At 62.1% G+C, this 6,528-nt stretch carries 8 protein-coding genes and 1 pseudogene; 7 read left to right on the forward strand and 2 right to left on the reverse strand.

The window, feature by feature from the left end:
* Positions 1-97: pseudogene (locus PHE40_RS10160) on the forward strand (IS5/IS1182 family transposase); the annotation flags it as partial.
* A gap of 18 nt (positions 98-115) precedes the next feature.
* On the opposite strand, the gene PHE40_RS10165 reads toward PHE40_RS10160, so the two are convergent.
* Complete coding sequence (locus tag PHE40_RS10165; RefSeq protein ID WP_366523606.1) at positions 116-925, reverse strand: PLP-dependent aminotransferase family protein; 810 nt, start codon at positions 923-925, stop codon at positions 116-118.
* Positions 926-1,031: 106 nt separating this feature from the next.
* On the opposite strand from PHE40_RS10165, the gene PHE40_RS10170 reads away from it, so the two are divergent.
* The 5 genes from PHE40_RS10170 (at position 1,032) to PHE40_RS10190 (ending at position 4,758) form a co-directional block, all read left to right on the forward strand.
* Positions 1,032-1,892, forward strand: a complete 861-nt coding sequence (locus PHE40_RS10170; RefSeq protein WP_299961413.1) for a DMT family transporter — start codon at positions 1,032-1,034, stop codon at positions 1,890-1,892.
* A 258-nt stretch (positions 1,893-2,150) separates the two neighbouring features.
* Positions 2,151-2,603 carry a MarR family winged helix-turn-helix transcriptional regulator gene (locus PHE40_RS10175; RefSeq protein ID WP_299961414.1) on the forward strand — a complete coding sequence of 151 codons (453 nt, stop codon included), beginning with the start codon at positions 2,151-2,153 and terminating at the stop codon, positions 2,601-2,603.
* A gap of 37 nt (positions 2,604-2,640) precedes the next feature.
* Positions 2,641-3,204 carry a cysteine hydrolase family protein gene (locus PHE40_RS10180; protein ID WP_299961415.1) on the forward strand — a complete coding sequence of 188 codons (564 nt, stop codon included), beginning with the start codon at positions 2,641-2,643 and terminating at the stop codon, positions 3,202-3,204.
* 1 nt (position 3,205) lies between these two features.
* Positions 3,206-3,535: a hypothetical protein gene (locus tag PHE40_RS10185; RefSeq protein WP_299961416.1), complete on the forward strand. Its 330-nt coding sequence runs from the start codon at positions 3,206-3,208 to the stop codon at positions 3,533-3,535.
* Positions 3,532-4,758 (forward strand): MFS transporter, encoded by a 1,227-nt coding sequence (locus PHE40_RS10190; protein WP_299961418.1) that lies wholly within the window; start codon positions 3,532-3,534, stop codon positions 4,756-4,758. Before PHE40_RS10185 ends, PHE40_RS10190 begins: the two co-directional genes overlap by 4 nt.
* A 184-nt stretch (positions 4,759-4,942) precedes the next feature.
* On the opposite strand, the gene PHE40_RS10195 is transcribed toward PHE40_RS10190, so the two are convergent.
* The gene (locus PHE40_RS10195; protein WP_299961420.1) at positions 4,943-5,209 is read right to left on the reverse strand and encodes a WGR domain-containing protein; all 267 of its coding nucleotides are present in this window, start codon (positions 5,207-5,209) and stop codon (positions 4,943-4,945) included.
* 249 nt (positions 5,210-5,458) lie between these two features.
* Here PHE40_RS10195 and PHE40_RS10200 point away from each other — a divergent pair.
* On the forward strand, positions 5,459-6,528 hold a 1,070-nt coding region (locus PHE40_RS10200; protein WP_299961422.1), incomplete at its 3' end, for a hypothetical protein.

Consider the following 6,528-nt stretch of genomic DNA (forward strand, 5'->3'; position numbering starts at 1 on the left):
CGCCAAGGATTTCGAGGCAACAATCGCCAGTGCTACCGCATGGGTCCTGCTCGCCCATATCCGCCTGCTTACAAGAAAAATCACACGAAAAAGTTAGAAAAGCTACCATTCAGAGTCAGACTCTAAGCACGCGATGCGCGACGAGCGCAGAGAGCGAGGCGCCGGTAGGGTTATGCACGGCGGCATTGGTGATGTAGAGGCGCGGCTTTTCAATGGCCAACAACTGCGCGAAAGCTGAGACATCCGGCCCGGTATGCGTGTACGGCACACTGACCACCTTGGCCCGGTGCGCCCGCAACAACGCGCGAAAATTGAAATAGCACGGGTCGTCCACCAGCACGGTGTCCCCCGGTTCCAGCAGGAAGCGGCAGAGCAGGTCGACCGCATGGGTGCCGGAATCAGTGAGCAGAATCTGCCCCGGTGTGGCCGGTACGCCAAACCCTGCTAGCCGCCGGGCCAGAAGCTCCCGCAACGGCGCCAGCCCCAGCGGACTGCCATAATCGGTCAGCGCCACCGCCTCGGCCCGCGCCAGACCGCGCAGAGCGCGCCGCAGGCTGGTTTCCGGCATCCAGCTGGGCGGCAGCCAGCCGCAGCCGGGTTTCAGCGCATCGTCAGCGGTTTCCAGCGACTGGCGGGAGACCCAGAGCGGGTCCACCTCGCGGTCCAGCCGCGGCCCGGTATCGGCCATACTGAGCGGCGGCAAATGCCCCGCAACATAAAAGCCCGAGCTACGGCGGGGCTCGATCACTCCCTCCGCCGCCAGCCGGTCATAAGCCTCAACGACCGTGGTTTTGGAGATTTTACGCGCCTCGGCCAAGACGCGGATAGAGGGCAGCCGCGCGCCCGCAACCAGCACTCGCGCCGCAATCCGCTGGCGGATCTCTGCCATCACGAGCGCTACCAGTGTACCTTCAGCCTGATCCATCTGTCCTTCCATCAGTACAAGTACAGTTTGGAGGAACTGTACTTGATTGTCCCTGGAGATGCCATGCCCCGCGCCGCATAGACTACCTCCTCTCAAGGAGTGTGATATGGATAAAACGGCAACAGGTTGGGTGAGTGGCGCGCTGGGGGTGTTGGTCTTCAGCGGTTCGATGCCGGCTACACGTGCAGCCCTGGCCGGGTTCGACCCCATTTTCCTCACCGTGGCGCGCGCCTCACTGGCGGGGCTGCTGGCCTTGGGCCTGTTGCTGGCATTCCGCCAACCACGGCCGGCACGGGGTGATTTTCTGTCTCTGGCGGTGGTCGCGCTGGGTGTCGTGCTGGGCTTTCCGCTGCTCTCGGCGTTGGCCCTGCGGCATATCGACGCCGCGCAGTCGCAGATTTTCCTGGGGCTGCTACCGCTTTCCACCGCCTTGTTCGGCGTGCTGCGCGGCGGTGAGCGTCCGCATGCTGCCTTTTGGCTGTGCGCCGGCCTGGGCAGCGCCTGCGTCGTCTTCGTGGCGCTCCGCCATGGCGCGGCATTGCCTGGCATCGGTGTCGTGCTGATGCTCGCCGCGATCATCGTTTGCGGCCTGGGCTATGCGGAAGGAGCAAAACTGTCGCGGCGGTTGGGGGGCTGGCAGGTGATCTCCTGGGCGCTGGTGCTGACACTGCCGACCATGCTGACGGCCAGCCTCATCACCTGCCCCACCACCTTCAGCGGCGTTACAGGCTCCGCCTGGGCGGGCTTAGTCTATGTTTCGGCTTTCAGCATGCTGCTGGGCTTTGTGTTCTGGTACCGGGGGCTGGCCCTTGGCGGCATCGCGGCAGTGGGCCAATTGCAGCTCCTGCAGCCAATTTTGGGCCTCGGCGCCTCTGCCCTGCTGCTGCATGAGACGGTGCCTCCAGCCATGCTTGGTGTCACCGCGGGTGTCGTCCTCTGCGTCGCCGGTGCCAAGCGGTTTGTTTGATGGTGGGCGTTCGCAGCGTTTGTCTGCATCGGTGACATGCGACCTCGGTTTTAAAGAGCCCACGATTGCAGAAATGAAAGAAGTGTGCGTGCGGCATGCGCGCCAACATACCCCTTAGGGATGCCACAACTACATCTTGAAAGTTGACATCGCGTCATTCGACCTGAAGCATTTGGTTGGCTGGAAGTTGAATTATTAAGCAGTCTATCTGATCAGATTATCTTGACAGTTTATCTTATTATATGGCAACCCGTTGGCATGAGCGCCACCCCAACGGACCCCCAATTCCCCCGCGCCTCCGCCTTGGCGCAGGATCTTCGTGCCCTGCTCGGCAAGCTGAAACGCCGGCTCCGAGCGCAGGGGCAAGGGGAAGACCTGACGCCCTCCCAGGTCTCGGTGCTGCTGCGTCTTGAAAAAGATGGCCCGGCGACAGCCGCAGGCCTGGCGCGAGCGGAGGGGATGCGCCCGCAATCAATGGGGCCAGTCATTACAGCACTTGAGGGCGCGGGGTTGGTGAGCGGCGCGCCGGACCCCAATGACGGCCGCCAGACCCTCCTTTCACTCACAGACGCCTGCCGCAAGTGGGCTCAGGAAAAGCGGGCGGCAAAACAGGATTGGTTGACCCGCACCATTCAGGCGCGGCTATCCTCGCAGGAACAAAGCGAACTTGTGGCGTCCGTTGAATTGCTCAAGCGGCTGATCGACGACTGACGGCGGCCCGCATCATAATTTTCAAGAGGATGTTCTCATGGCGCTGACCACGCTCGACCCGAACACGGCCCTGATCATCGTTGACCTCCAGAAGGGCATCATCAACCTGCCCGCCATCCACCCCATTGGCGGGATCATAGAGCGGGCTCGTGCGCTGGCCGACGCCTTCCGCGCGCACGACCTGCCAGTGGTGCTTGTCAACGTCACGGGCGGAGCACCAGGCCGGACAGAGCAGCCGCGCCCAGCGGGACTCCGTCCAGAAGGATGGACGGACCTCATCCCGGAACTCAACCAACAACCCGGCGACATCGTGGTTACGAAGCAGAACTGGGGCGCGTTCGCGCGCACCGGCCTTGAAGCGCGATTGAAGGCGTTGGGCGTGACTCAGGTGGTAATCGCAGGCGTGGCCACCGCAACCGGTGTCGAGGCGACCGCGCGCCAAGCCTATGAGCAAGGTTTCAACGTCACCCTCGCCATTGACGCCATGACCGATCGGCGCCCCGAGGCTCACGTCTACAGCATCGCCAACGTCTTTCCACGGCTGGGTGAAACCGGCACGGCCCAGAACATCATCGACCTTCTCGCGACAAGGAACAGCTGACATGCCCTGGCTCCATCTCATCTCGTATTTTTTCGGCGGTGTCTTCCTCGCCAATGCGGTGCCACATGCGGTCAGCGGCATGATGGGCAAGCCGTTCCAGAGCCCGTTCGCCCAGCCACACGGAGAAGGACTCTCCTCCTCGACCGTCAATGTACTGTGGGGCTTCTTCAACCTCGTTCTCGGCTACCTGCTCGTCTGGCGGGTTGGACATTTCGATCTGCGGGTGACAGGCAATGTCGCGGCACTCGGGCTGGGCGGTCTGCTCATTGGCCTCTTCTCGGCGCGGCATTTTGGCCGCTCCCACGGCGGTAATGCGCCAGAGCGCTCATGACGCTCCCGTTCGCGGGTGTCTTCCGGTCCCTGCGAGGATTCAACTATCGGGTCTGGGTCGCCGGGGCGTTCGTTTCCAACATCGGCACCTGGGTGCAGCGTACGGCCCAGGACTGGCTGGTCTTCACCCAACTTACCCATCACAACGCTTCGGCAGTCGGCGTAGTGATGGCCTTGCAGTTTGGGCCGCAGTTTCTGCTCCTGCCCTGGACGGGCTTTGCTGCCGATCATTTTAACCAGCGTCGGCTCCTCATCACCACCCAAGCGACGATGGGCGCCCTCGCTTTGGCGCTGGGGCTTCTCACCGTCACGGGTGTCGTCCAACTGTGGCACGTCTATATCTTCGCCTTCCTCTTTGGCAGCGCGGCGGCGTTCGACGCGCCCGTGCGCCAGACCTTCGTCTCTGAACTGGTCGGGGATGATGATCTATCCAACGCGGTTGCCCTCAACTCGACTTCGTTCAATGCCGCGCAGATGATCGGCCCTGCTGTCACGGGCGTGGTCATCGCCGCGATGGGCACCGGCTGGGCTTTCCTGATCAATGGTGCTTCCTTCGTCGCGGTGTTGATGTCGCTCTCGTTGCTGCGTGTGTCCGAACTTCACCCAAATGCACGGGCGCCACGGGCCAGGGGCAGCTTCATCGCAGGATTGCGCTATGTGTGGGGGCGCCCAGACCTCAAGGCCATCCTGGTCATGCTGTTCCTGATCGGGACCTTCGGCCTGAACTTCCCGATTTTCATCTCGGCCATGACGATCAAGGTGTTCCACGCCGACGCCCGCGGCTACGGAATGCTGTCCTCGATCATGGCGATTGGAACGGTTGCCGGGGCACTGCTGAACGCCGGACGACGTAAGGCACGATTCGGCTCGTTGCTGCTGGGTTCTGGGGTCTTCTGGATCGGCTGCACACTGGCTGCGCTCGCGCCATGCTATTGGCTATTCGCGGGTGCACTCGCGATCATCGGTGTAGCCTCATTGATATTGATCAACACGAGCAACAGCCTGATGCAGCTTTCGACCGAGCCTGCCATGCGCGGGCGGGTGATGGCGCTGCGCGTCGGCGTGGCACTTGGCGGCACGCCCGTCGGGGCGCCGATCGTCGGTTGGGTGGCGGATCATTGTGGGCCGCGCTGGGCACTCGGCGTCGGTGCGGCGTCGGGCTTCGCTGCGATGATTGCCGGTGCGTATACCTTGGCGCGCCGGGAACCACGGCCTTCGGTTTGAGTGTCGGCATTTTAGGCTTGGCCGCCCAAAGGCGGACCGTCTCTTTGTGGTCCGCAACCGCCATTTGGGGACCGTCTGCTTCTCTCGCCAACGGCACGGAAGCTCACCATCCGCTCGCCACCCAAAGCCGAAATTCAAACCGGGGCACTACCCAACAGCCCTTCGGTAAGCCGCATGACCGGCGTCATTCTTTCCTATCCCAATAGCCGCGCCGCCGCTTGGTCCGCTCCAGTGTGGCGAGCGCGCCAAGCGCAGTGGCAACGGTTTCATGAGCATCAAACCGCATCCGACCGGTCGTACCCAGCCGTCCCCAATGCCGCGCCAGTAGCGCACAGCCGAACAAATCGACATCAACCGCAAGCGCATAGAAACGCCGTTCATTTTTCTCAGGCCGGACGCGGATGAGAGAAACGGTGCCGATGGAGCCCTTGGTGGGAGGATGATCCGACAATTTGTTGCCTTCCGAACTGTGCCGCCAACCCTATTTGTACGCGCGGCCGACTCGGAGCAGGTGAGTCATTTTGGAATCCCGCTGATTCCGAAACCGCATGACTAAGCTGGGGTTCTTATCCCTGTGGGTCCGGCTCAAAGTGAACGCCAATCATTCCCTGGAAATCGCGACTGGGCGTATTGGACCCGCGGTATCCCCGGGGACGGCGTCGCGGTAGTCTCCCCGGCATGGGGGCGTAGGGCAGGAATCATGGCGACCGTTCGTAAGTGGGAATTCAAATCAAAATTTCGGGCCAATGCCTATGGCTGGCGTGGCTCAAACCTCGCCGTCACCCGGCTCAAGGAAGCCGCCGCCGAGATCAAATCCGTGGCAAAGTCCGATCCTGTCCTGGCGGGTGACGGCGTCGTGTCCCTGGCCGAGCGCATCTGGCCAAGTCTGCAGGGAATCGATAGCTCGTCCGGCACCCTTGGGTCAGCGGTCTTTCGGACCCTGAACGAGCTGATCCCAATCCTTATCGCCGCACCGGCGGATCACGCCACCCGAGGCAAGTGGCTGGCGCGCCTATTCGAGGCGGTCCAGAACGACGGCGTCGACTATCTGGCGCCGCTCGAAGAGCGCTGGGGCGAGATCGCGCAATATCCCGTTTTGATGGACGAATATGCAGACCTCATGCTCGAAATGGTGCGTCGTGCCTGGGCCGACCATCAGAATTTTTCGTATGTAACAGGCACTTCCATCTGCTTGTCCTGCCTGCTGGAACGTGGCCGTTACGATGAGCTTCAGGAATTGCTCGCCACTCACAGGGTAAAATTCTGGCCCTACCATCGATTCGGCGCGGAGGCCCTGGTGCGTCAAGGTTTATGGGAAGCCGCCATCGCCTTTGCCGAAGCCGCGCGCAGTAAAACAAACCCCGGCTACTACGAACTTTCCATCGATCGGTTTTGTGAGGCCCTGTTGATCGAACAAGGCCGCACGGATGAAGCGTATCAAAGTTACGGCCTGCGCACTGCGAGCGGCACAACGAATCTCGCCGTCTACCGCGCTCTGGTCCGCGCCTACCCCGACCGCGACCGCCGCCAGATGCTGCTGGATCTGATCGAAACCCGTGGTGATAAAGGAAAATGGTTCGCCGCCGCGAAGGATGCCGGATTTTTCGACATCGCCATTGAGTGTGCTGCCGTCTACGGCGCAGACCCGTCGACATTGCTGCGCGCGGCGCGGGATTTTGTTGACAAGGAGGCAAAATTCGCCGCCACCGTCGCGCTGCTGGCGCTATCCAGCTTGCTGAACGGCGGCGGGTATGACCCAAAGCCTGCGGA

Origin of the sequence: Acidocella sp. (assembly GCF_028687955.1) — a bacterium.
In the GTDB taxonomy this organism is placed as follows: domain Bacteria; phylum Pseudomonadota; class Alphaproteobacteria; order Acetobacterales; family Acetobacteraceae; genus Acidocella.

Excerpts from the sequence above, each read along its gene's own strand:
- PHE40_RS10180 (WP_299961415.1), top strand. The coding sequence starts at position 2,641 with ATGGCGCTGACCACGCTCGACCCGAACACGGCCCTGATCATCGTTGAC.
- PHE40_RS10170 (WP_299961413.1), top strand. The coding sequence starts at position 1,032 with ATGGATAAAACGGCAACAGGTTGGGTGAGTGGCGCGCTGGGGGTGTTG.
- PHE40_RS10190 (WP_299961418.1), top strand. The coding sequence starts at position 3,532 with ATGACGCTCCCGTTCGCGGGTGTCTTCCGGTCCCTGCGAGGATTCAAC.
- PHE40_RS10165 (WP_366523606.1), bottom strand. The coding sequence starts at position 925 with ATGGATCAGGCTGAAGGTACACTGGTAGCGCTCGTGATGGCAGAGATC.
- PHE40_RS10175 (WP_299961414.1), top strand. The coding sequence starts at position 2,151 with ATGAGCGCCACCCCAACGGACCCCCAATTCCCCCGCGCCTCCGCCTTG.
- PHE40_RS10185 (WP_299961416.1), top strand. The coding sequence starts at position 3,206 with ATGCCCTGGCTCCATCTCATCTCGTATTTTTTCGGCGGTGTCTTCCTC.